26 protein-coding genes are annotated in these 22,731 nt (G+C 53.5%); 9 read left to right on the forward strand and 17 right to left on the reverse strand.

Features of this window, described 5'->3' with window-relative positions; translation table 11 throughout:
- Nucleotides 1-100: 100 nt before the first annotated feature.
- The gene (locus SD425_RS10510; protein ID WP_324678226.1) at nt 101-1,162 is read right to left on the reverse strand and encodes a hypothetical protein; all 1,062 of its coding nucleotides are present in this window, start codon (nt 1,160-1,162) and stop codon (nt 101-103) included.
- Nucleotides 1,163-1,362: 200 nt separating this feature from the next.
- Between SD425_RS10510 and SD425_RS10515 the strand changes: the two genes are divergently transcribed.
- Complete coding sequence (locus SD425_RS10515) at nt 1,363-3,420, forward strand: alkaline phosphatase (protein WP_324678228.1); 2,058 nt, start codon at nt 1,363-1,365, stop codon at nt 3,418-3,420.
- A 164-nt stretch (nt 3,421-3,584) separates the two neighbouring features.
- On the opposite strand, the gene SD425_RS10520 is transcribed toward SD425_RS10515, so the two are convergent.
- Nucleotides 3,585-3,887: a hypothetical protein gene (locus SD425_RS10520; RefSeq protein WP_324678230.1), complete on the reverse strand. Its 303-nt coding sequence runs from the start codon at nt 3,885-3,887 to the stop codon at nt 3,585-3,587.
- A gap of 149 nt (nt 3,888-4,036) precedes the next feature.
- Complete coding sequence (locus SD425_RS10525) at nt 4,037-5,305, reverse strand: YdcF family protein (protein ID WP_324678232.1); 1,269 nt, start codon at nt 5,303-5,305, stop codon at nt 4,037-4,039.
- Between the two features lie 283 nt (nt 5,306-5,588).
- On the opposite strand from SD425_RS10525, the gene SD425_RS10530 reads away from it, so the two are divergent.
- From SD425_RS10530 to SD425_RS10540, 3 genes are all read left to right on the forward strand, one after another.
- Nucleotides 5,589-5,693, forward strand: a complete 105-nt coding sequence (locus SD425_RS10530; RefSeq protein WP_324678234.1) for a hypothetical protein — start codon at nt 5,589-5,591, stop codon at nt 5,691-5,693.
- Nucleotides 5,671-5,868 (forward strand): RagB/SusD family nutrient uptake outer membrane protein, encoded by a 198-nt coding sequence (locus tag SD425_RS10535; protein ID WP_324678236.1) that lies wholly within the window; start codon nt 5,671-5,673, stop codon nt 5,866-5,868. Before SD425_RS10530 ends, SD425_RS10535 begins: the two co-directional genes overlap by 23 nt.
- Nucleotides 5,869-6,108: 240 nt before the next feature.
- The gene (locus SD425_RS10540) at nt 6,109-6,894 is read left to right on the forward strand and encodes an MBL fold metallo-hydrolase (protein ID WP_324678238.1); all 786 of its coding nucleotides are present in this window, start codon (nt 6,109-6,111) and stop codon (nt 6,892-6,894) included.
- 545 nt (nt 6,895-7,439) lie between these two features.
- On the opposite strand, the gene SD425_RS10545 is transcribed toward SD425_RS10540, so the two are convergent.
- From SD425_RS10545 to SD425_RS10590, 10 genes are all read right to left on the reverse strand, one after another.
- Nucleotides 7,440-7,886 (reverse strand): MarR family winged helix-turn-helix transcriptional regulator, encoded by a 447-nt coding sequence (locus tag SD425_RS10545; protein ID WP_324678240.1) that lies wholly within the window; start codon nt 7,884-7,886, stop codon nt 7,440-7,442.
- Nucleotides 7,876-8,256 carry an EVE domain-containing protein gene (locus SD425_RS10550; RefSeq protein ID WP_324678242.1) on the reverse strand — a complete coding sequence of 127 codons (381 nt, stop codon included), beginning with the start codon at nt 8,254-8,256 and terminating at the stop codon, nt 7,876-7,878. Before SD425_RS10550 ends, SD425_RS10545 begins: the two co-directional genes overlap by 11 nt.
- A gap of 51 nt (nt 8,257-8,307) precedes the next feature.
- On the reverse strand, nt 8,308-8,673 hold the full coding sequence (locus tag SD425_RS10555) for a VOC family protein (protein ID WP_324678244.1): 366 nt from the start codon (nt 8,671-8,673) through the stop codon (nt 8,308-8,310).
- A 664-nt stretch (nt 8,674-9,337) separates the two neighbouring features.
- A complete protein-coding gene (locus tag SD425_RS10560; RefSeq protein ID WP_324678246.1) occupies nt 9,338-10,096 on the reverse strand; it encodes an SDR family NAD(P)-dependent oxidoreductase in 759 nt (252 codons plus the stop codon).
- 756 nt (nt 10,097-10,852) lie between these two features.
- Nucleotides 10,853-11,563: a pirin family protein gene (locus SD425_RS10565; protein ID WP_324678248.1), complete on the reverse strand. Its 711-nt coding sequence runs from the start codon at nt 11,561-11,563 to the stop codon at nt 10,853-10,855.
- A 525-nt stretch (nt 11,564-12,088) separates the two neighbouring features.
- Nucleotides 12,089-12,658, reverse strand: a complete 570-nt coding sequence (locus SD425_RS10570; RefSeq protein WP_324678250.1) for a Crp/Fnr family transcriptional regulator — start codon at nt 12,656-12,658, stop codon at nt 12,089-12,091.
- A gap of 879 nt (nt 12,659-13,537) precedes the next feature.
- The gene (locus tag SD425_RS10575) at nt 13,538-13,975 is read right to left on the reverse strand and encodes a hypothetical protein (RefSeq protein WP_324678252.1); all 438 of its coding nucleotides are present in this window, start codon (nt 13,973-13,975) and stop codon (nt 13,538-13,540) included.
- 704 nt (nt 13,976-14,679) lie between these two features.
- Nucleotides 14,680-14,961, reverse strand: a complete 282-nt coding sequence (locus SD425_RS10580; RefSeq protein WP_324678254.1) for a hypothetical protein — start codon at nt 14,959-14,961, stop codon at nt 14,680-14,682.
- Nucleotides 14,962-15,247: 286 nt separating this feature from the next.
- Nucleotides 15,248-15,604: a hypothetical protein gene (locus tag SD425_RS10585; protein ID WP_324678256.1), complete on the reverse strand. Its 357-nt coding sequence runs from the start codon at nt 15,602-15,604 to the stop codon at nt 15,248-15,250.
- 145 nt (nt 15,605-15,749) lie between these two features.
- Nucleotides 15,750-16,274, reverse strand: coding sequence for a hypothetical protein (locus tag SD425_RS10590; RefSeq protein WP_324678258.1), 525 nt, complete (start codon nt 16,272-16,274; stop codon nt 15,750-15,752).
- 427 nt (nt 16,275-16,701) lie between these two features.
- Here SD425_RS10590 and SD425_RS10595 point away from each other — a divergent pair, with 427 nt between their 5' ends.
- The gene (locus tag SD425_RS10595; RefSeq protein WP_324678260.1) at nt 16,702-17,253 is read left to right on the forward strand and encodes a hypothetical protein; all 552 of its coding nucleotides are present in this window, start codon (nt 16,702-16,704) and stop codon (nt 17,251-17,253) included.
- A gap of 100 nt (nt 17,254-17,353) precedes the next feature.
- On the opposite strand, the gene SD425_RS10600 is transcribed toward SD425_RS10595, so the two are convergent.
- The 3 genes from SD425_RS10600 to SD425_RS10610 form a co-directional block, all read right to left on the reverse strand.
- Nucleotides 17,354-17,644, reverse strand: a complete 291-nt coding sequence (locus SD425_RS10600) for a hypothetical protein (RefSeq protein ID WP_324678262.1) — start codon at nt 17,642-17,644, stop codon at nt 17,354-17,356.
- A gap of 427 nt (nt 17,645-18,071) precedes the next feature.
- Complete coding sequence (locus SD425_RS10605; RefSeq protein ID WP_324678264.1) at nt 18,072-18,476, reverse strand: VOC family protein; 405 nt, start codon at nt 18,474-18,476, stop codon at nt 18,072-18,074.
- Between the two features lie 90 nt (nt 18,477-18,566).
- Entirely contained in the window at nt 18,567-19,262 is a 696-nt protein-coding gene (locus tag SD425_RS10610) for a YafY family protein (RefSeq protein WP_324678266.1), read from the reverse strand.
- 270 nt (nt 19,263-19,532) lie between these two features.
- Between SD425_RS10610 and SD425_RS10615 the strand changes: the two genes are divergently transcribed.
- From SD425_RS10615 to SD425_RS10625, 3 genes are all read left to right on the forward strand, one after another.
- A complete protein-coding gene (locus SD425_RS10615) occupies nt 19,533-20,141 on the forward strand; it encodes a GrpB family protein (protein WP_324678268.1) in 609 nt (202 codons plus the stop codon).
- A gap of 218 nt (nt 20,142-20,359) precedes the next feature.
- Entirely contained in the window at nt 20,360-20,623 is a 264-nt protein-coding gene (locus SD425_RS10620) for a hypothetical protein (RefSeq protein WP_324678270.1), read from the forward strand.
- Between the two features lie 259 nt (nt 20,624-20,882).
- Entirely contained in the window at nt 20,883-21,263 is a 381-nt protein-coding gene (locus SD425_RS10625) for a hypothetical protein (protein ID WP_324678272.1), read from the forward strand.
- Nucleotides 21,264-21,500: 237 nt separating this feature from the next.
- Here SD425_RS10625 and SD425_RS10630 read toward each other — a convergent pair whose 3' ends face one another.
- The gene (locus SD425_RS10630; RefSeq protein WP_324678274.1) at nt 21,501-21,929 is read right to left on the reverse strand and encodes a hypothetical protein; all 429 of its coding nucleotides are present in this window, start codon (nt 21,927-21,929) and stop codon (nt 21,501-21,503) included.
- Between the two features lie 311 nt (nt 21,930-22,240).
- Here SD425_RS10630 and SD425_RS10635 point away from each other — a divergent pair, with 311 nt between their 5' ends.
- Nucleotides 22,241-22,546, forward strand: coding sequence for an antibiotic biosynthesis monooxygenase (locus SD425_RS10635; RefSeq protein ID WP_324678277.1), 306 nt, complete (start codon nt 22,241-22,243; stop codon nt 22,544-22,546).
- Nucleotides 22,547-22,731 lie beyond the last annotated feature (185 nt).

A 22,731-nucleotide genomic window follows, 5' to 3' on the forward strand; every position in this document is an offset into this window, starting at 1 on the left:
ATGGCGCTTAGGAAGCTATCCAGCAGCGCTACAATTAGGACTGCCTTCGTCACAGCTTAGTGCAGGTAGTCTAGCCTACCTGGTGCGCGTAAGCGGCGTGTTATTGACCAACGGTAGGTGAAGTGGTTGTTGGCGAATGTAATGCCATGCGCCGAAAGGCTTTAGCCGTCCAGACCGACACTTGGCCTGCTTGCGTCATCCAGACCCGTTGTTGCTCATCTACCTGCGTCAAACGTGGACCATGGGTCTTCGCAGCAGTACTAGCGGGCAACGAAAGTGGCACCAGTAACTGCTTTGGTATTATCTGGTCTGTGGCAGATTCAACCTTTTCAAGCCGGCTACTAGATTCAGCGGGCAGTAGCAGCAGGCCCATGGCGGTGGCAAATACGTGTCCTACGCCGTTTAGGTACGCCACGCTATAGACCTCATTACCAGGTTGGCCGATGAACGTGACAGTGAGTAGGTGCTCCGTGTCAGCAGTTCGTTGAGCATCCCCGGAAAACACGCTGATACCAGCCGACATGAGCACCCACATGGTTCCGCCGTTGTCGCGTAAGAGCTTCTCTACAATGTTATCGGGAATTTCGTGATTCGCTACGCCTTCTTCGTTGTAGCGCGTCCATTGGTGCCGATGCCAGCGGTATAGACCAATATTTGTTCCGATCCATACAGAGCTATCTGCCGTGGTAAGGCCAGTGTTTACCGACGGAATACTAAGCTCCCGTTGCAGGTCACCCTGTGCATAGCGAAACATCCCCTCACCAGCAGCGCCCAACCACACGGCACCCGTGGCATCTTGGAAGAGCGTGGTGATGTTTGGTTCGGCCTCAGTTGTGGGCAAGTGTTGCGCGTGGGCGCTAAACTGCCGCGTATTCAGGCGAATGGCCCCCTGCCGAGTGCCGAGCCAGAGCACCGTGTCGGTGTTCACGGCACACTGAATGGGTGCAGCGCTTTGATACTTGCGAACAAACTGCTTGTGCTCCAGCCGGAAAACACTCTGCTGTGTTACCAAATACGTGTCCTTCTTACGCTGGAGCAGGGCTACCGGCTGTTCGTTTCCTGCTACGGGATAATAGGTTTGGGCGTGCAGCGAAAAGCTCCCCACCAGTAGCAGCAGTCCTATCCACAAGACCCGAAGTGGTTGACGTAATGGTGTTATCATGCAGCGTACGAACAGGCTTTACACTCGTTTGCGCAAAGGTAGGCACCTAGCTTCCTCGCCAGTTGTCATGTTTTTGTTAACAAAATAGACTGTATAATGCCAATCGTTAACAAATGCGTAACTGCTTCATAATGCTCTAGTTATAGTAGCCAGTCAACTTTGGTAGGTAAATATTACCCCTCACTACACTACCAAACCGCATGAAAATCAAACCTTTACTCGTCAATGGATTACTGTTCTTTGCTGGGTGCTCTCCGGCTATTGCGCAGTCTTCTACGGCCAACAACGTCATTCTCTATATTGGTGACGGCTTTGGCCTAGCTCCCAAAACAGCGACCCGCATGGCTATGGGGCAAGGTAAAGATGGCAAGCGCTTCACCTCCGATCCAGGCTTTCAGGTGCTCGCCCTCGACAAGCTCAAGTACAACGCTACGGTGACGACTCACTCGCTGAACTCCTGGATTACGGACTCGGCGCCCGGTGCTTCGGTATACGCCTGCGGCAAAAACGGCAAGCAAGACAACGAGGTGATTGCCCTGAACCCTGCTAATGGGCAGGCCATCGAAACGATTCTGGAAGCCGCTAAAAAACAAGGATACGCGGTAGGGATAGTGTCGACTGCCCGCATTACGCACGCCACGCCTGCCGCTTTTGCTAGCCACATCTGGTTCCGCGACTTAGAAGACTACATTGCCGCGCAATACATTGCTTCGACACAGAGCCAGTACGAAGCCATCTTCAACGCTAGCCCAACGGCTAGCTACCACTACAATGCCGCTCGCGACTGGCAACTACCCACTCCGAAAGTTGGCGTGGAGCTAGATGTGGTGCTGGGGGGCGGGGCGCGCCACTTCTTGCCCCGCACTGCCGCTAGCCCTTACAAAGCAGTGGTAGATGCTGCGGGCAATCCTATTACGAACGGTGGCACGGCGGTTACGCTCAGTGGCACCCGCGCCGACAACGTCGACTTAGTGGATTATGCCGTGCAGCAGCGCAACTATAAGTACGTCAACAGCCGCGATGCGCTCAACAACCTAGATCTGTCGCAGTTTGGCCCTGGGGGCAAAAAGCTGCTCGGCCTGTTCAATGCCTCGCACGCTAGTTATGAGCAAGACCGCCAGACCAGCGCCGCCTGGGAACCCTCACTAGCTGAAATGACGAAAATGGCCATTCAGGTATTGCAGGCAAAAAGCAATGGCAAAGGCTTTTTTCTCATGGTGGAAGCCGGCCGCATTGACCACTTGGAGCATTCCAACACGGGCGGCATTTCGGTAGTAGCCGGCACTGGTGCTGCTAACCAGTTTGTGGTGGATGCTGACCGGCCAACCTACGTGGGTACCGGCGACGCGGGTGTAGCGGCTACGCCCGCATCGCCGCGCACCTCTAACGTATACGGCTCTGACTACATGATTAAAGAAGTGTTGGCCTTCGATTACGCCGTGGCCGAAGGGCGCGCCTTAGTAGCTACTCCTGCCAACGGCCGCACGCTGCTGCTCTCAACTTCTGACCACGAATGTGGCGGCTTTGCCGTAACGGGCTTGCACGACGAAGCCAACGCAAGCGGCAACGGCACCAAAATCCGCACCTACGCGGGCCAGATTACCAAGTCGGTAGTGGCCGAAGCCGGGTACGCGACACCCACCAATCTGGTGCGGGGTGATGGTGGAGCCAACGGCTGGTTTCCCGAATATGTAATGACCAGTTTTCAGGGCAAAGACTATCCAACCCCCGCTTCTCCTACCGGCAAGCGCATAGTTGTGTCTTATGGGTCTAACCCCCTCACTAACGGCAACGGCACGACGCAGTCAGGCACCGCCGGCAATCACACGCCGCAGGACATTTGGGTTGGTGCCGATGATAACACGGGCACCCACGCGCAACAGCTGGTTGGTCGTGGCTTGCTCGACAACACGGCCCTAACGCCCCTAATGGCTGACTTCCTGAAGCTGGCAGACTTCGGTATTACCCTAGGCGTGCGGGCGGGTGCTCAACTGAAGGCCGACACCAACCTGACGCTGTACCCAGTACCCTTCAGCGATAAGTTCAATATTTCGTTTGACGTAGAACAGGCTTCACCCGTGAGCGTGGAGCTCTTCACGGAAACGGGCCAGAAAGTGCAGACGATCGTCGGACAGCGAATCTACCAGAAGGGTACTCACTCCGTTGCTATCGACGGTGCCCACCTAAAAGCGGGCCTGTACATTGCCACAGTAACCATTAATAACCAAATAGTTTCTAAAAGAACGATCAAGTTCTAATAACGACCAAGCAGTAAACGGTATATTAAAAGCCCCAGCTGCTCGACAGCTGGGGCTTTTATCTTTCAACATAGCCACGAACAAGGTGGGAGGGAACTGCTTGCTAAGGCATATTGGTTGCCTCCAATGCATCAGTTATTTGCGTTGCGTGAGATATTAACTAATTAGCTCTCTGAGCATAAGCGAGTAAATATCCTGTCGGATAGACACAAAAGCGAGGCACTCATAGATGCAGCTTTTTCTTGCGCTTTCGACTTCTTGAGGTCGATTTCTACCAAATCCACGCCCTTCTCAATGGCTAGCAAGGAGTTTTTCGGAGCATTGCGCCAGTCACCCCGGTGCGCCACTAACACCTGCTTGCAGCTTGGGTCGCGCAACGTACGAATGATGCTATCTACAGGACGCTGCTGAGCCTGTCCCGTTCTGAAGAGGAAAACACCGAGTAGAAGGAGGAGAAGACGGTTCATGGAAGGCAAGAAGTAGCGAAAAGCAGTAGGGCTAGGCTAGGTTGTGCTAAGCCCAGAAGGATAGCGCGTAAGTTTGACAACGGGCTTGCCACTTGACGTGCTCAGGTAAGGGGAGAAGCGAGTCAAATGGGGTAGGCGTATTCCGTTTTCTAGGGATCCAACGGATCAAACGGGTCGGGTTGGCGAGCCTCCGGCACGGGCTGACACGCGTTTTCGGTTTCAGATACCCGCTGCGGGTTGCCGTAGGGCACGTATCCTAGCTCCCGCTGACAGCGCGCCGCCATATTGAGGATGCCGCGGCTTTGGCTGATATCGGTCACTGTCAGCAGGGGTTTATCGGTCGGGAAGCCGAAGGCATACAGCATGCGCACCGTGTTGCGCAGGTTGGTAGTGGTGTGGCGGGCATGTGGGTCGATGAGCACGGCTGCATCCGGCAAGCCTAGGGTTTCAACCATGTATTTCTTCATCTCCACCGCTTCGCAGTAAGGCGTCTTGTTCGGATGCACGTACCCGCCCGATACCACCACGAAGGGTGCCTGCCCGGCACGGTAGCGTTCGGCGGCGAGTCGACAACGGTACGCGCCCATCGAGTCGAGCGCCACGCCGAGCTTGCTAGGGCCACTGCCCGGCACCAGAATGACGCTGTAGGCGTAGCGCGCCCACTCCGTGCGAGCCACCGCGGCCTGGGGGCCGGCGTTGGGGCCAGCGGTGAGGGGTTCGTAGCGCGCCGCTTCGTCCCGACCGTTCAGGCGCAGAGCTGCTAATGCGGCTTGCAGCGGCAAGGTGTAAAAGGTAGCTGGACGCCGCCGCGCGGTAGCGGTGAGTGGCCGGAGCTGCTGCCGAACCTGCTGGGCCAAGCCAGCATCCCGACGGGCGAAGCTGCTGGAATCGATAACCGGGTAGCGCGGCTTCGCATTAGCTAGGTACACCCGCAAGATGCGGTTCAGGCCTTGGGCTGCATCCTGCCAGGCGAGCCGCAATGCTGCCGTATCAGGGCGGGAGGCATACAGCGGGTAGCGGCCGGTGCGCGTCAGCAGCGGGGCAACCGCCGCCCGGAAGCCAGTATTTGTGGCGTAAAGCTGCTGCAACTGTTGCCCCGCCGCGCGAATTTCTTGCGGCTGCCACACCAGCGAATCGACAAAACGCGCCACGAGCACCGGCTGTTTGCGCAACGTTCCGTAGCTGCGCTGGGCTTGGCGGCGGGCGAGCGTTTGTAGGCCGGTTGACTCTTGCAGCGCTTGTCGCAGGGCGGGTTGAGCTTCAAAGAGCGCTAGCAACGGAAACGCCTTGGCCACAATGATGGAGTCGATGCGGGCATAGCTAGGGGAAGCAGGCAAAGCTTGGCCGAATCCAGAGTGGGTGCACAGGAGCAGCAAGCCCAATAGGTAAGAGAACAGGCGCTGAGGTGAGTATTCCATGAGCATCAGGGGCAATGCGCCAGCAGGGCGTCAGAATGTATGGCCGGCAACCTACGTTAGTCCGCCGGAATATTCAGCTCACTCAGCACCACCTAGGCCAAACATAATAGCATGGCAACCCTAGTGCAACTGTTAGATAATGGTGGAGTCGGTCCTTGGCAGCCGCTAACCACCACCTAGCACGCTACCAGCTAGGTTGCTGCAAGCTACTGACCTTCAGTAATATTTAGGTAATGTAGCCGCCGCAACCGGTTTCCTCGACCAAGTACGCGACCGGGCTAGGTTGCCGCTCTACGCGGCGTCCAGCGCCAAATATCCCACGCTCAAGCTCGCCATCCTGCATGAGCGGCGCGTAGAGCTAGCCTTTGATAAACCAGCGCTGGTTTGACTTGCTGCGCTTCTTCACGCCCAAGGAACTCGTTGCCTACTTCCGCACTAAGAGCCAGGCTGATTTTAGTGCCGCTCAGCTCTCAAATTTTGGCGCCAAGGATTATTACTATCCCATTTCGTTCAACGAAGTCAAACTGAACCCAACGGGCATGTACCAGAATCCAGGCTACTAAGCCGCTAGTTCTACAGGTAGGTGTACCTTGTGTTCAGCATGGTCCTACTAGCCACCTTGTCGTACTAGCTAATTCATCGCTGTAGATTTACTTTTGATAGCAGCAGTTGGCCTAGGCTTGCTACCTACCATCTTACAAAAGCCGCAGCCACTTGGCCGCGGCTTTTGCGTTTCATACTCCTAAAGAGTTATGCTCCTGAGAAACTTTGATCACACCTTCCATTTAACAAGCAGAAACCGCATGAAATTTATCCTTCTTCTCACGGCCGCGCTGGCTACATTGGCTGTTCAAGCGCCCGCGCAAACCGCCACCACGGGGACTACCTCACGCGTAGCCGCCGATCAGATTACGACCCAAACAGGTCCGCTCACGGTGCAACCCATCACGCACGGAAGCGTGGTATTTACCTGGAACAGCAAGACCATTTACGTAGATCCTTACGGCGGGGCACAGGCCTATGCCGGGCTAGCCGCGCCGGATGTGATTCTGATCACTGATATTCATGGCGACCACCTAGATCCGAACACGCTAGCGGGCCTTTCTGTAGGCAAGGCCCTGCTAGTGGTGCCGCCAGCCGTGGCGGAGAAGTTGCCGGCCGAATACCACGCGCACGTACGCATTCTGCATAACGGTCAGCGGCTCGACACGCTTGGGATGAGCATATCGGCCATTCCCATGTACAACCTGCCCGAAACTGCCGACGCGCGGCACCCCAAAGGCCGGGGGAATGGCTATGTGCTGAAGCTAGGGGGCAAAAACGTGTACCTATCCGGTGACACGGAAGACATTGCCGAAATGCGCGCCCTCAAAGGCATCGATGTAGCGTTCGTGTGCATGAACATACCCTATACCATGGACGTGCAACAAGCCGCGCAGGCCGTAGTTGCCTTCAAGCCACGCATCGTGTACCCCTACCACTACCGGGGCCAGAACGGACTGAGCGACGTGGAGAGCTTCAAGAAAAGCGTGAACGCAGCCAATAAGAACATTGACGTGCGGCTGCGCAACTGGTATCCAGCACCCTAGTAAGGTTACGCAACCCTGAAGAACGTCTTGAAAGAGCATCTAGCTAGCCAGGACGCTCTTCAGGCTTAATGCCCAGGAAGACTGGTGCAACCTTCTTGGGTAAATAGATATCAACAAGCCTGTTCGTGATACTAGCTGTTGACCACCATGCCGCAGATACAGCCACACTGACTTCACGCCACGAGGTACAAGTGCTGTTTAGTAAGAACAACTGGCCTAGCTTCCGGCTGAGCCAAAGGGTAGGGGCGGGCAGCCTAGTTGGTGGTAGCCGGCAGAATGCCCAGCCAGCGCAACCAAACCTTCTGACCTAGCTAGGAAAAAGCGCAGCCCGCCGCCCGTGGCATAGCACGCGGAGGTCAACCAGGTTATTTCGACCTAGGTGTATGGCACGTTCAGTCGTTAGCTAAGCGAAAGTACCTGACTGCGTGCGGCCGAACTCTTGTACCCGATTTAAGGACGCTTCGTAGCACTTCGCAGAAATTGGTATGGTAGGCGCAAAACGTCGAGATTAAGTGCTGAGCATCGGTTGCGCAACCGTGAAGAAGTTATTCAGCCAGTTGCTGCATGAGGCGGTTAAAAACCGTCGCCTCCGCCTGAACAGGGCCGAAAAAGGTGGTATCTACCTCCTGCACCAGCGTGTAAGCGTGGCGCAACAGCGTTTCACCGGCGGGCAACAAGTGGAGCTGCTTAGCGCGGCCATCCTGCGCGTTGGTACCTCTTTCCAACAGCCCTTTTTTCTCCAAGGTCTGCAACACTTTAGACGTCATCATTCTATCGACGTGGGCATAATCAGCCAGTCGTTGTTGCGTGACGACTTCCCCTTGCCGGCTGAGCCAGTACAGGCCGGCCAGCAACGAAAACTGGGTGAGCGTAAGGCCAACAACTCGCAAGCGCTGATTCATTTGTAGCTGCCAGCGCATACTCACCTGCCACAGCAAATAGCCGTTGTTCTCCTCCGGCTGCGAGTACGTAAAAATTGGTTCAGTCATCATGAGCCGGCGTTAGCATATGCCGGCGAATTAGGTCGAAGTTCGACTGCGAAATCTCTACGCAACCGAAGCGAAACGGGTACCCCCATTGCGCTTTGTTGGTAATAAAGCCGAGTGAGGCGAGCAGCGGCTGAATGGAAGTTTCGATGACGGCTTCGTACCTAGCTTTTCGCCGGAAGGGGTGAAAGTCTTCCCCTACGGTGGCTTGATAGATTGGTTCATCGGTCACCACACCTAGGGCCACAAAGCGCTGACAAAGCGTGGGCTCCCCATAGACGAGCTTAGGCGCGTACACGACTATCCCGTCGCCGGGCTGCATTCGGCGCAACGGAGCTGCCTTGCCGTGGTTGGCCTGCACTATGCCCTGCTGCACCCCGGAAAGGGCGTGGTCGCGCGGCGACCACTACCCAATAGCGCGGTGTACTCATTGCGCTGGTACTTCTAGCAAGGTGAGCGTGTACCCGTCTGGGTCGGCTATCACCGCCGTGTTGCCAAACGGAGTGGCCTGAATGCCCCGCACTAGTGTGGCCTGGCCGTGAATGCGGTGCAAAAACTCATCTAAGTGCGTCACATTGAACCACAAGCCTACTCCCCAGCCTAGTCGGTCAGCAGCCTGCAAATCCACCAACGGCTTGCGGATAGCAAACACGGCCCCCGACTGCGTAGCAAAGACGCAAGCGTCGGGTTGTCCGGTGGCGAGAGGCTCGAAGCCCAGCACTTCCGTGTAAAATTGGCGGGAAGCGTCCAGGTTGCTGACTTGGAGCGAAACGAATCCGAGTTGAGTGGTCATAAGCGAAATGGTTAAATTTGTAGTCACGACTACAAATTTAACCAAAGATTCGGAATTGCAGCTTAGTCAACCTACCTAGCTTTCGTCGGTGAGCAATTTTCTTGTAGTTTCCTACCAGAGCGCAATTGATGGAATAGTCCTATGATTACTTTCGGAACTGTTCTCGTGTCAAGAGCAAAAGCTGGCTGTCACGCTTTCCCAGCAGCTTTTGCCACCCCGTTAGCGTATCCCGTTTCGGCAGGCCATTGTGGCCTACTTTCTCAGTCCCATGAGTTTAGGTAGCGAAAGGGGCTGCTCACGGCCAGCTAGTCAAACGGCTGGGTCTCTTCTGTTGTCGTAAGCGGCCTGGAAAGTTGCTGCGCGCAGCCTCCCACGTTAGTGTTCACGTTTTCACTAACACATCCCAGTTTTCAGAACGGACGGTGCCTACAAGGAAAAGCGCCGACGGACTCTTCTGTTTTTCAAGCTGCTGCTAGCGTCAAGCCGGCATTAGAAATGGCTTTGCACAACGATTGTTTTGTCCTATCGAGGAAACAAAACGACCAGGCGACTTCTACCTCCCGTTAGTACTAACGATTCGCCTTTTGGTACTTTTCGTATGCGGGGGCTACTAAGTGGCGGGCCCTAGCTTCCGGAATGACTAAGCAGTCAAAAACAAAAGCAGCTACACCTGCGCAGCTCCCCCGTCTACAAACAGCTCAGTGCCCGTCACGAAGCTGCTATCATCGGAAGCCAGGAACACGAGGGCCTTGCCGATTTCATCGGGGGTACCCAAGCGACCCAGCGGCACGGTGCTGGCCAAGTAGTTTTTGATTTGCTCAGCCTGAGTGACGTCGGCGGCGAGGCCGCTGAGGCCCGGGGTGTCGATGGGGCCGGGACTGATGGCATTCACCCGGATTTTACGGTCCTTCAGGTCGGCCGTCCAGGTGCGGGCAAATGAGCGTACGGCGGCCTTCGAGGCGCTATACACGCTAAAGTTGGCCCCACCCTGCGAGCCGGCCGTGGATGACATCAGGATAATGGAGGCGCCATCGCGCAACAGGGGTAGGGCTTTCTGCACCGTGAAGAGTGTGGCTTTCACGTTCAGGTTGAAGGTGTTGTCAAAGTGCGCTTCCGTGATGCCGCCTAGGGCGCTAAACTCGCCGCCCCCCGCGTTGGTGAACAGGATATCTAGCTGGCCTTTCTCTGCCTGGATGGTGGCAAACAGCTGGTCAAGGTCGGCTTGACTGGTCACGTCGCTGCGGATGCCTTGGGCGTTGGCGCCGAGCTGTTGCACGGCCGCGTCTAGCTCGGCTTGCCGGCGACCCGTAATAAAGACGTAGGCACCCTCGCCGACGAAGCGCTGGGCAGCGCCCAGCCCAATGCCTGTGGTACCGCCCGTAATGAGGGCCACTTTACCAGCTAGTTTCAAGTTGTTGCTCATAATAAGAAACGAAAAAACAGTGTGAAGTTGTGAGTCAGTGCGGCAATTTTTGCCGGCTGTAGGAGAGCAGCAGCAGCCTTTTGGCTAGCTTCAGCTAACGGTACAAAGGTGTCACCCTGCTCCCCTAGCTCCATTGATATTTGTCAAAAAAGCAAGCTGACAATCAGGTGTCAGGTAGATAAAAGCACCTAGGTCATTGCTCACTTAATTGTTGCTTAGTCTGGTGGGTGAACCTCAGCTCTGACGCGCGAACACGCAGCATGCAGTGCAGGAAGCTGTCTTTCTTCCCCTTATCCGAAGTAAGTGAGGCATTCAGTCTCACCCGGCTTAGCGCTTAACCTTTGGCGCTAGGCCGGCTGCCAGTTCAAAGGTGAACCAGGCGCGACTGGTAGTGCGGTCCGTTGGCACTCAGTTGCCAGGAAATCAACTGTATGCTAACTTCTTCACTGGCAGAATATACCTCTCCATTCTATTTAGAATCAGTGTATTAATGTTGAAGTGAATCCGCCAGATTCCCTAACGCACCTAATTGGGCGTATATTAATCGTGGCGGCGGTGTAGCAGTGGAAGGAGGTAACCTCACCGAAAGGCGTCACAGCAAGGGGCATGCATCTCCTTGCCAGTAGCGAGTATAGTACCCGTCAATGCTAGGTGCCTCTGGTGCGTGATGCTCAGCGGTAGCTCCACTACTGCTACATTACCAGCTACGTACAGATCAAGATTAGCCGCGCAAACCAGGCCTAGATAGCCAATCATCTAAGCCTTCATAGGAACATCTAGCAGCAATACTTCCGCGGGGCTGCTGGCTTTTAAGTGCAGCACTTCGGTATTCCAGATACCTAGCCCGTCGTAGGGGCCTAGGAGTTGGCCGTCGATAGCTACCTCGCCCCGTAGCACGAAGGCGTATACCCCGTTACCCGTCTTTTTTACTTGATAGTCCAAAGAAACCTCGGAGTCGAGCGTGCCCAGGTGCAGCCAGGCTTGTTGCCGGAGGCTCACCCCTGCCTCATGGGCGTGAGGCGACGCCACTTGAACAAAGTGGTTAGGAACGGCCAAAAAGGCTTGTTGATCGTAGCGCGGCGCAGCGTTGGGTTGATCGGTAGTGAGCCAGATCTGCAGAAAATGCACGGGCTGCTGATTACTGTTGTTCCTTTCGCTGTGAGCAATACCCGAGCCGGCACTCATCACCTGCACTTCTCCCGCCTGAATGACCGCCTGGTGGCCTAAGGAGTCTTCGTGCGCCAGCGCGCCGGCTAGGGGGAAGGTAATAATTTCCATATTTTGGTGGGCGTGCATGCCAAAGCCGCGACCCCCTTCTACGGTGTCGTCATTGAGGATTTGCAGTGCCCCGAACGCCTGGCGGTTAGGGTCATAGATTCCGCCCGCATTGAAGCTGCGATAGGCATCAAGCCAGCCTAGGTTCGCATGGATGCGCGTAGTGGCCGGGTGAAAAATGGTAGAAGTCATAAGAGAAGAAGGGAAGTGAGGAGGAGCTATCGGCCCTGCCAGCGAAACCTTTGTTGCGGACAGATTCAGGCTACAGAAGTTGCCCGATAACACAAAGGTCTAGCCCAGCGCTGGCTGCACCTTTGACATTTGTCAAAAAATGGAAAGCCCTACTTACTCACTACCTCCTAGGCGCCAGCTGCCTTATAATCACAACAAGACGCTAGCATGACTGGGCTCTTCTTGATACCTATCAATGGCCCTGCTCTTGCCGTAGCTAGGACCTGTGCTGCATACTTATTCGCTCTGCGGTATGGAAGGTGATACCCCCTTGCTGCCCTACCTTGCCAACCAAGTCTGCTTCTTAGCCTCTACTCAATCCACAACTAAGACTGAATAATCCCCAGCAAAGGTATCGTTCACGTAGCCGTAATTAGTCCACCATTTAAGGTTGCCCAGAAGCTGAACTTTAACGGTGTCAGTCACTTTACACAGCCATTTTGCAGCCGCGCTATCGGAGAATCACAAACTTCATAGCTGACCAGGTTACACCTTCCGCCGGATGCGGCTCAAGGTTTCGGTTGTCATGCCCAGGTAAGAGGCCACCATATGCTGTGGAATGCGCAAGGCGAAAGCGGGGTATTTCTGGAGGAAGTCGCGGTACTTTTCCTCGGCTGAGTAGCTAATAGACGCGTGAATCCGACTTTGGGACGCTAGAAAGCTGTTATGCAGAATATGGTTGACTAGCTCATTTAGTACCGGTATTTCGCTTCGCAGCCGGTCAAAGTCTTCGCGCTTAATCAACAAGACAGTTGAGTCCTCTACGGCGTCGATGTTGTAAGCCGAAGGCAGGCCGGAGGTCAGGCTCTGGCGGTCACCGGTCCACCAGTTTTCCACGGCAAAGTTGATAATGTGCTCCGCCCCTTTAGCGTCGATAGTGTAGGTACGGAGGCATCCACTAGTCACGAAGGCATTATAAGTCCAGACGTCTCCCGCTCGTAGCAGTAAATGGCGTTTAGGCAAGTTTAAGAGAGTACTCACGGCCTGGATCTGCTGGATTTCGGCGGAAGTAAAAGCGGCCTTGCTCATCAAATACTCTTCAAATGCAGCAAACATAGACGCGGAATAAGATCGGTATGGATCACAAAGAAAAGCCTCGGCAAGTAGTTGCCAGCATATTGTACAAATCTTACTGTGGAATTCTCTGCGGAACGCTGCATCCGACGGGAAGTAGCGATAACTATCTTTTAGCTGAAAGGATGCCGCTACGTTTTTTACATAGCGGTTTTTCGTACCAGACGGCCGAGCACCGCGAAGGTTTTATGTAGGTTATTGATCGGAATACTACATGGTATTATCCAGCACATATAAGCTTCTACTAAGTGCATAACTTGCAGATGCTCTTCAATATCAAGGTGATATGAAAACGAATTAAGAGCGTATAAGTCTTGGTTCGTTTTGCCATCAGCGGTAGCTTGCTGCGTGAAAGACTTTGGAAGAACAAGGTGTCAACATTCTTCTCCTCACGCTGCAGACGCTGATATAGTACATAGCCAATAGCGGTGAAGAAGCGCGTAAAGTACCACTGGTGGGTTCCAGTTATGCTAGAGCGCGGTACGGCTGCCGAACGCCTCAAGCTGCGATATACAGGAGCTGAGTAGAAGGCAACCTGTCGCTGCAGGCTAGGTTAAGGTCGAACTTCGCCTTGGTTCTTCTGCTACTAGAGTTGGAGGATAAACCACACATTAGCTAACTATTACGCCGCTCAGCTGCAACCGTAGCGGACCAGTCTCGCTGGGCGAGTTGAAAATCGATAGGATTGCGTTGAACTTCTTCTTCGGTAAGTTCATGCTCTACTGCGACCTAGATTCAACGACTTGGCCCGCAGAAGCGTCATTACTCGAACATCCTACTATTGGCGCTCTGTTAGGCACCGATTTCTCTTCCCTCCAATAGCTCGGTTACTTCAACTAACACACCGCAGCTAGAAGACGCTTATGGTTTTCTTTGCGCCTGCGCGGTAAGCCTCTGTTCCTCGCGTAACCAGGCTTGTGCGTCGGTGATGCTACCGAACATGCGCATTTGAAACCGGTCGCTGATGCCGATATACATGGCCTCGGCAGATTGGGCTGCAAACGACTCCGGGCTGACCACTTGAGCAAAGTGGGTTAAACCCTGAGCCATGGCCCGTGGCGCCCACTGGGTGACGAGCCACTCCACGGCATGATTCCAGGGACCTAGCACCTGGCGATTATCATTCAGTAGGTAGGCGCAATTGTTCTCCTGCAATGGATACAGGCACTCGTCAGCCCCTTTGATAATACCTACGTAGGTTTGGTAGCCAATCCAGTTGTTATATACCCAGTGATTAACAGAATCGTATTCGATGGTGAGGTAGACTTTGCCGAACCCGTTGATTAATTCTGTAGGCATGGAGAAAAAGAGAAGAAAATAGAATGTGAAGGCTACGTGCAGTAGGCAAATGCCAGCAGTAGGGGCATACGCTCCCGGGTACAACACTCAAAGATAATTCTGTGGCTATAAAGAAGGATAGAACTACCGCTCGCAGACACATGGCTCAGTTATCGTGCCGGGTAATAGTTGAGGAATGAGCAGCAAGACGGAAACAGCTGATCGTAAGCGCAAAATTCACCAAGTGATGAAGTAGACGGAAGACCCTAGCTCTCAACGTGACGAAGGATGTAACGATGTGGTAGTTACTTCCAAGCGTGTAGAGCAGGAACAGCACCTTGCCTCGTACTTGGCTAGTGCAGATCAGGTAATTCGTGCCGAGTACCAGGACAAACGTAAAAGCTAGCTGTCCATAGCCCGTCTGTTGGAGTGACTAGGTGATAGTTGGCTCAGCGGTATACACGGCTTCAAGCGGGGATGCGCATGCTAGTGACAACCTTCGATTAGAAGGGAGCAGCCCGAGAAAGTAGTTATCATAAGCACTCCTTGTTCGAGTTCAGAAAGGCAGATCAGGGAAGCAGCAGTGCGTTTTAGACGAATTAGCATGACCGCGCATCTTCGTTGCCGAGGTGCTAGCATATAGCAGCGTCGGGCAACTTCACGCGGAAGAAGATGAGAACGATTAAGAAAGTACCGTCTCCAAGGAGGAACACTACAGAGGCTTTCTACCTCCCAAACGTCTGTTCGAATAAGGCGCGCGTATCACGGGCAATTTCCTCGGGCAGGTGCGGGTGCAGGCTTAAGCGCATGAGTTGCTGCTGGCATTGCAGCACTAGGTTTTCAGCTAAAGTAGAGGGTTGCGGTTCGTGCCACGCACTCCGCCGGGAAGGCGTGCTAGCAAAGTAGCCGTGGTGCTTGTGCTCGAGCGTCGCCACCCCGGCCCAGAAAGCGGTGAGTTGAGCGGTTACATCGAGCGAATAATGGGGAGGGGAGGACCGTTTGCGCATGCGGACAGAGGAGACAGGACGTATTAGCCAAATACCGCCATGGCATCGACTTCGATAGTACTTATCTGCTTGCTAAAACGTTACAGCCGAGTTGCTTGTAAAATAAGGGCATATCTTCTAAAAACACATTCGCCCACCACTCTCGACCCGGCCAAAAGAGAAGCTAGGGTTGAGTAGGAAGGATTGTTGCCGTCTACTAAGGCCTAGGTAGTGACGACTAGCTGTGTACCTAAACTCCTCGACTACTTGCAATTCAGTTCAAGGGCACTTAGTAGTTAACAGCGCGTTACTGTGCTACCTGGGTCAAGGGGAGCACGGACAAGCGTATAACAGGCCCATGCGCCTCGGGACCATAGTCTATGACATTACGGTCAACGAGGGCATACCGAATCGTGGCGGGGAGCTGTACGCCTTGCTGATCAGTGACAATGGCTTGCAGCCAATGCGGCTCACTGGCAGTATTGCGGTAAGAAAAAGAGGATGCTAACTGCGTACTATTGCCGGCAAAGAAGTAAGTAGCTAGGTCGATCTTCGACGCGGCACTCGTGCAGGTAAAGATGACCTGCACCGGCACTTGACCGGTAAAGTCAATCATAATCAGGACACCTTTTCCAGGCGGTAGGCACAGGGGAGAGTCAGTCATGCCGTATTGTACAACCTTTTCGGCAGAGCCCCTACTATTGACTGGTGGATAATACTAGTAGTTGTATCTCCTAGACACTACTTGCAATCTGTCACTTGTGATAACGACTAGCTAGGTTGGTTCAGCCTCCCTGTATGTAGGGCAATTAGCGTTGGAGTGTTACTGAAGGTGACCCTAGGGTAGTGGTGCTACGCATGGCTTGTTTGAGGGAAGCTGCTAGCTGGTTGGCGCACGCTTGCACGTGCTGCTGGAACTGGGCTACCATCTGCTCTTCGTTGCTGCGAGGAATGAAAATAGCTTCCAGATACTTTTCCAAGGGGAAAAAAGCTGGTTTGGGATGATCAGGATCTGGATGGAGCTCTACCGTGAAGTTGCTGATGGTGTAGCGATAACGCCCTGCGTCGGTGCGCAGGGTAACCAAGTAGTGAAGAGTATAGGGAATGGCTAGGCCTTGCGCTTGCAGTTGATATACTTGCTCACCTGGGCTACTCATCGCCTCTTGTTGCTCCGACGTTTTTCCCTGGCTGGGGCGTTGGAGATAGGTGCAAAGCCAACGCTTGCCGCGCCCGCTAAGCACCGTCTGAGATTGGCCTTTTACTAGAATTTGCTCACTGTAGAGCACTTGGTGTGTGTCAGGGGTGAGCGGTAGATGTACCTCTTCGTTGGACACAGCCCTAGATGGGAGAGCAGAGGCGGGCAGTTGGGCGTAGCTGCTAAGAGAATATAACAGAAGTGCTAGGAAGGCTACTAGCGGACGCATAATGAGCATAGTCAAGTAGAAGGAACACTCGCCTCTATGCAATTTCAAGTCCTTTTTTCTGCTGGAACAAAGTAGCCGTGCTTCGAGCTTGGTGTATCTAGCCATACAGCACGCTAAAATGATGAGCGCCATATTTCTTGCGGACGCCTATAACATCTGCTTCAGCGCACGTAGCAAAGTTCTCTGTTGGGTACGCTGTCGAGGAAAACTTAGCACAAAAGGCCTTTCCTGGAGCTGTTGGTCACATGCTTATAAAAAGTGGCACAGAATTGCTTGTAGGAGAAGCGTCTCTTATCGCGCGGCTGCCTTGGTGGAAGCGCTTTTATCTCCTTATTTTATGCTACTTGTTCTTGTTCGTTCGCTCTTTACCCTAGTGCTCCTGCTTCTACTGAACGGCGCACTCTACGCACAAGGCTCTTTGGCCAAATTAGATGAACAAAATGGCTGGCAGGATGCCCCTTTCGAGCAGAGTGATACGGCATTTGAAAATCTGGTTAGCACAAATTGTAGTGCGGCCGAAAGCACAGGGGTAAGCTGTTATACTCGCCGCACCGACAGCTTGAAGCTAGGCACAGCTACCTTAGATACGGTTCAGTATACGTTTTACAACCATTCGCTGGCCGCTGTTACGGTGACGCTCAAAGGAACGCAGAACATTGCCGCCTTTTGTAAGGTCCTACAGGAAGCTTATGGAGCTGGAAATCCCTCAGACGAAGGACCAGGCGCCGTAGAATGGGACGGGGAACGTGTCCATATGGGGTATACTGTCGTATCAGGTAGCAGCAAGTACGAGCCGGTTCTGCGGCTGGTACTGCGTAGTAAGATGCAAATGGCCCGGTACCAAGCCGACCAATTGGTCGCGCGGCGGAGCATTACGCAAGGCCTCTAAGCGAGAGTTACCTAGGTCCTGTTGAATAGGCTGTGTGTACCCCTTGCTACCCAGCAAGCTCTCATCTTGTTTGATTAATTAGGGGCATCCGATGGGCCCTTCAGAAACGGAAGGCCGCGTGCTCCAGCACCTGCTCTTGGAAGGAGTGGTCGAGCTGAGAATACCAGGCTACCACGCCGCGGGCTCGACGGAAATCAGTATAGAGGCTCTCGCCTACTGGTTTGCCCCATACTCTCACAAAGGCATGGTGAATATCCTCAAAGTCGCCAAAGGAACGCAGCCGCTCTAGCTGGAGCAGGCGCTGCAACACCTCGGAAGTGGTCATGCGTAGAAAGAAAAAACGTGTAGAAGCGCCGCTGTAGGTGGTGTACGCATGCAGGGCCGGCGTCATGTGACTACCAACTTATTGAAATACAGGTAAGAAGGCAAATATGCGTACGTACATCTTTTTGGCACAGCTAGACTTGCTGAATCTTAGCTTCGTGGGCTACCGCACCCCTAGGCTAGGTAGGAGTCTTCACAAACACCTGTCTTGTTGCTGCCTAAACACCTTGACAGCATGATTTTCATCAGAGGTGCTATTCAAATAGTTGACTGAAGCCAAAAGCTATAGAACTCACGCGCATCGCTGCCACTGCATTGCGCGCCAGCGCAATGCTAACGGTAACGGGTGCTTGGGCGCGAGCACTATTTTCAAGTAGTTACAAACAGAAAGCCCCCTTGTGAAAGGAGGGCTTTTGCTTGTAGCAGCGGTGAGGAATTAACCTGCGCGAAGCCTTCCAACAATCCTGCAAGGCAATCAGTGGGCGTTCTACCGCTTACCCCTCAAACTTCCGCAAGGCTTCGGGGGTGACTGGAGTAAAGAAGTTGACCAAATTACCATCTGGGTCTCGTAGCAGCAGCGAGCGGTTGCCCCAAGGCATAGTGGTTGGCACTTGCACGATGGCGTCGCCTAGCACGCCAGCCAGCCGTTGGTAGTCAACGTCTACATCCTGTACCCTGAATTCAAGGATGGCGGAATGGTTGTTGGCGGCCGTTGCTACCTGCTCGCCTCCAAACAAGGCTAGGGTGCGCGTACTGCCGATGGCTAAGGTGGCCGTGGGCGTTTGCAGCTCAGCAAAATCAGGCGTGTATTGTGTCACCAGCACACCAGTGACTTGCTCGTAAAATTGCACTAGGCGCTGAAGGTCGGCGGTGATGAGGCGGACAGAGGCAAACTTCATGGGAGAAGGTTAAAAGTGAACGATACCCCAAAGCTCTCCACGCCCACTGTCAACCCTATGGCAGCCGACATCGTGCAGGGTAAAAAAAAATTATACCGGGTAGGGTAGGTTTAAGCTCGCTATGTAGTCGGAAAGCGAGAGGTGTTGCTCGCACGTAAAAGGAAGGGTCGTGGCCGAGAGATGCTGCAGGCGCGCTACCTTGAAGTCGCGGTACTGCCGCCGCAGATGGCACCAACCGATCAGGTGCCAGGCAAAGTTATAGAATACCAAACCGATGGGTTCCACATGGCGCCGGCTCGTCTCGCCCTTCTTCGTGCAGTAGTCTACGGCGAGAACACGCCGTTCTGCAATGGCCAGCTGTAAGGTGGCTAGGTAATCTCCTTCTCCTGGCGAGTACTCTGGCACGTGCAATTTCAGGCGGTGGGTGAACTGCTCCAATTGGTCCTTCTCCGGTGCGCGTAGCACCGCCTTCACTTTTTGCAAAGCGGTGGCAGTATGTGTTTGAATAGACTTATCGGCTAAGGTTTCGGCTAGTGCTTGCAGCAGTACCAACGCCCCAGCCTCCTGTGGGGTGAAAGAGACCGGCGGTAGAAAGTAGCCTTGCACGAGAAAGTAACCTCGATGCGGCTCAAAACCTAGGGGAATGCCCTGCTCGCCCAAAGCCTTAATATCCCGGTAGACCGTGCGCACGCTAATACCAAATTGCTCGGCAATTTGCTCGGCTAAGACATACTTTTTGGTTTGCAGTAAGGTGGTAATTCCAAATAGGCGGTCGATGCGGTTCATGGCCCTTTTGTGCTCGTGGAACTTGCTGGCATTCTACGCAAGATAGGCGTGTAACCGATCCTGGTGGGCAAGCTACTGCTGGTAGGTAGTTAGACGGCTTTGTTATATAGAGATGCCAAATAGTACAGGGCGGATTCGGTTCTCCCATGTACTCTTGGCTTCTGCGTAATTCATATTTGTTTCTGCTGTTGCTAATTTACAAACGACTCAGTTGCCAGGCTTTTCCTAACAGGTGCTCAACCGCTACGAAGCACGCAAACTCCAGCTCCTATGTCGAATGTGCTCACCTTTGAACCATCCAGGCCCGTCGTGCTGCTGCCCTACCAGGCCGAGTGGGCCGATGAGTTTACCGCTACTGCTCGCCGCCTTCAGGCTTTGGTAGGAGCAGCCCTTTTACGCGTCGATCATATTGGCTCCACGGCAGTGCCCGGCCTCGTGGCTAAGGATGTCATTGATGTTCAACTAACTGTCGTCGATCTGGAGCATGTGTTGGAACTAACACAACCTTTAACGCAGGCCGGGTTTCGCCTGCGAGCTGATTTTGACTATGATGTCTTTCACGACTTGCCAGTTCACTCTCCCGAGTTGCGCAAGTGCTACCTGCGCGAGCCGGTAGGTGAGCGGCGTCTGCACCTGCATGTGCGGGAAGCTGGCCGGTTCAATACCCGCTATGCGCTGCTATTTCGCGACTATCTGCGCGCTAATTCTGCTGCTTGCCAAGAATATGGATTGCTGAAGCGCCGCGCTGCCGCCATCTTTCCTAATAGTATTGCGGGCTACTTGTATTTAAAAGAGCCCGTTTTTCACCTTTTGTACCAAGCAGCCGCCTTGTGGGCCGACCAGGTGGGTTGGCAGCTGGAGGAACCTAGCACGTCCTAGGGGGGAGCAGAGAAGCTAAAGTAAAAGAGGAGCGTCACGGCAAGCTAGCTGTCGCCGAAAACATGGCCAAGAAGTAGCTGGTTGCCCGTTGTAGGTGCTAGAGAAGCGGGCCTAGGCTGTAGATGAGGCAGAAAATGTATCCGCAAGAATTCTCTTTGCTAGGATGACGAAAATCTATGTTCTTGCGTAAACCCGTATTGCTTCTCACTTCTTTCGCCATGACGACTCCTACCCCTGATCCTACGGCCCATCTCTCGCAACTTGTTCGCTACAGTTTGCAACTACCCACCATGGTCGAACCTGATGACTTGGCCGCCGTGCGCACGCTGCTGACGAGCCACCAGTTGGTGGTAGACCGCGTAGTGCCCGGCGAGGCGCTGGTCGCTTCCGCGACGGGATCCGACCCAGATTGGCAAACAATTAAACTGGCCTTGCAAGAAGTAGGGTACCCCGTCCAGCATACCAACACGGTCGAAGATTAATGGCTCCTATAGCCTGCAACACCCCAGAAAGCCCCTTGTTAAAGGGGGCTTTTCTTTTTTCAACGAAAGTATTCGCTGAAAAAAGCAGGCTATTCACAGCAAAAAAGAGGCTGTTCAGCAGAAAAACCGGAAGCGCCTGCTTCGGTGCCGTAACCTTGTAACATCAACGAGGGCAGTCAAGCAAGTTTTGCTAAGCCTAGCACTACTGCCTCGTACTCAACAGCTCTTTTTCCATCTTTCTTCCTTTCCTTCCTTCCTCATGGCATACTCTACTTCCACCCCTGCAGGCCAATCCGTTCAAGAAATTATCAGCGCCCTACCTGGCCTTATGGCTGTAGCCGTGGTGGATGCACAATCTGGCATGGCCCTAGCCTCGCACTCTAACTCTCCTAGCCTAAACCCAGAAACTGCAGCGGCTTACAACACAGAAGTTGTGAAGCAAAAGCAGAAGGCCATGGCCGCTTTGAAGCTGACGGGGGAGAAGATTGAAGATATTTTGATGACTCTCAGCCACCAGTTGCACCTGATCAAGCTCTCCGAAGATGGCAAAAAGTTCATCTACTTGGTAGTTAACTCCCGCGACACGAACCTAGCTATTGCCCGCGAGGTACTGCGGCAAGGCGCCGAGTTGCTCAAGTAATCTTCAGTACAGTAGTTTATTGATAACTACAGCGACCAGACCATCCGCATAGTATCTGGTGGCACTCTGAAGCAGTTGTTCCTGCGTAGCTGTACTAAGAACCAGTCGGCACGAGCTAGCTTCCAACCTTCTTAGAACGTCACTAATCAAAAAAGCCCCTCCATGTAGAGGGGCTTTTGAGTTAATAAGCCAAGCTATCTGCTTGCAGATGATCCTTTAGTGTAAAGGGCCTAGGCTTTAATACACCAAACACTTCCAAAATTTGAAATCCTGCTGCAAGGCTTGTCCAGCTACTACCGTAATGGTATTCGTGGGCTGGTACAAATAAACTCCCGTGGGCATCACTACATACGTACCAGCGGGCACATCTGCGGACAAGCGGCCATCACGCAACGGATAGTGAAGGCTGGCAGCCCGAAGTTGCTCAAAGTCGCCGTTGCCGAGTTGATCCAGAGCGGCTTTGCGGATGAAGTATAACTCGCCCGTGTACGGGCTATACGTGCGCGCTTGCTCATTAATTAGGGGCATACAATCTCCTTGACCGTAGCGTACCGTCCCCGTCACGCCTGTGAAAATAGGGCAAATAGCCGGTTCAGGCATTTCCTCTGGGGCCGAGGTGCAGTACATAGTAAGAAAAGCCAGTGGGGCGATTAGTAGACGTTTCATCACGAGCAATTGAAAGAGGATGGAGAGAACTGCAAGCAAGAGCCTGATGGTAGAAAAAAGGTTGCAAGGTTCTCTTCTACAAGAGAAAAACCATCAACATCATATCGGATAGCCTAAAGTGCTTTTCCCTGATTGGCTACAGCAACCAAGAATCGTTTGGTACAATAAAGATTGCTGGATTTCGAGAACGTCTTTTAAGGGATTCTTTTCGTAGTATGTTAGCGTCGATAGCTGTCAATTAGTAGCTGTGCCACAGCGTAGTTATCGTATGTTCACAGCTAAGCCTACCTTTTTTCTAACCGGTACAGACCATGATTGCACGTCTATGGCACGGAGCCGTGCCCCTTCACCTAGCTGACGCTTACTACGCTTATCTGCTCCGTACGGGCCTGCCCGATTACCAACGGACGCCTGGCAATCAGGGCGTGCATGTTTTGCGACGAGAAGAAAATGGAGTGGCCCACTTTCAACTGCTCACGTTCTGGGAATCCTATGCCGCTATCAAAGCCTTCGCCGGAGAGGACTACGAGCGGGCGCGTTACTATCCTGAAGATGCAGACTACCTGCTAGTAATGGAACCACAGGTTACCCACTATGAGGTCCTGACTCCCCTCTAATACGACTATGACCGAGCCCACAAAGTGATGTGTGGTACTCCTCAGTCAGAAGTTTTATACTAATCCTGTGGCATAATTGCTTGTACAAACAAAAGAGCCCCGGCCCACAGGAGTCGGGGCTCTTTTGTTTGTGCAAGTAGCTTCTTTGGCCCAACAATTAGTTGGGCTAGGTAGATGGCCTCTGT

The organism is Hymenobacter sp. GOD-10R (genome assembly GCF_035609205.1).
In the GTDB taxonomy this organism is placed as follows: Bacteria; Bacteroidota; Bacteroidia; order Cytophagales; family Hymenobacteraceae; genus Hymenobacter.